General features: G+C 49.9%; 1 protein-coding gene and 1 pseudogene. Both read right to left on the bottom strand.

Annotated elements, in window-relative coordinates; translation table 11 throughout:
• Positions 1 to 412, bottom strand: a pseudogene (locus ICN13_RS10025) (integrase core domain-containing protein); the annotation flags it as partial.
• Positions 384 to 847 (bottom strand): IS3 family transposase (locus tag ICN13_RS10020; RefSeq protein ID WP_216140211.1); only part of this gene is annotated, 464 nt, incomplete at its 5' end. The pseudogene ICN13_RS10025 and the gene ICN13_RS10020, both read right to left, overlap by 29 nt.

Below are 847 nucleotides of genomic sequence, written 5' to 3'. Positions count from 1 at the left end.
CTTGGGTTTGGGGTGCTGGAGGTCTGTAACCCAATGCACTATGCGGCCTGACATGGTTATAGTGTTTCACCCACTCCCCCACGATGATCTGGGCCTCTTTTAAGCTTTAGAAGATCTCCCCATCCAAAAGATTGTCTCTAAAGGTGCCGTTAAAGCTTTCACAAAAGCCATTCTCCCAAGGGCTGCCCGGTTCAATGTAGGCTGTCTTTACTCCAATGCCAGATAACCAACTACGCAGCTCTTTAGCAACAAATTCTGGGCCATTGTCCGATCGAATATATTGCGGGATACCATGGATCATCATGGCGTTTGCCAGTTGTTCAATCACTTGGATTGAGCCAATTCGTCTAGCGCAGAAGATCGTTAAACACTTTCTACTGAACTCATGACCAAAGGGAATCCCGCGGGACAATCATAGTCAGCATCCGGATCTTGCCACCATAAGCGTCCCTGATAAAGACAAAGTCATAACTCCAAACATGATTGGTATGAGTAGCTCGCAATCTCATACAGCTGCCATCGGAGAGCCAGAGTCTGCCTCTAGGAGGTTGCTTTTGTGGGATCTTTAGGCCTTCTTGCCGCCAGATGCGAGCGACCTTTGCAGTAGTCGCTTGCCCCCAACCAGCGTTACGCATCATGCCCGCAATAAATCTATAGCCATACCGGCCATAGGTGCTCGCCATGCGGATGACTTCAGCTCGCAGGGGCTCTTCGTCATCTCTAGGCAATGGCATATAGCGATAAGCGGCTCTCGATAGCCCCACTAAACTGCAGGCAGTCCGCTCAGAGATAGAATGCTGGTCCATGAGCAGCTGCGCTGCATTTTTACGCCTAGTAGGGCTTAGAA

The organism is Polynucleobacter sp. MWH-Berg-3C6 (assembly GCF_018881855.1).
In the GTDB taxonomy this organism is placed as follows: Bacteria; Pseudomonadota; Gammaproteobacteria; order Burkholderiales; family Burkholderiaceae; genus Polynucleobacter.
This window is presented reverse-complemented; position numbering and strand designations above follow the sequence as displayed.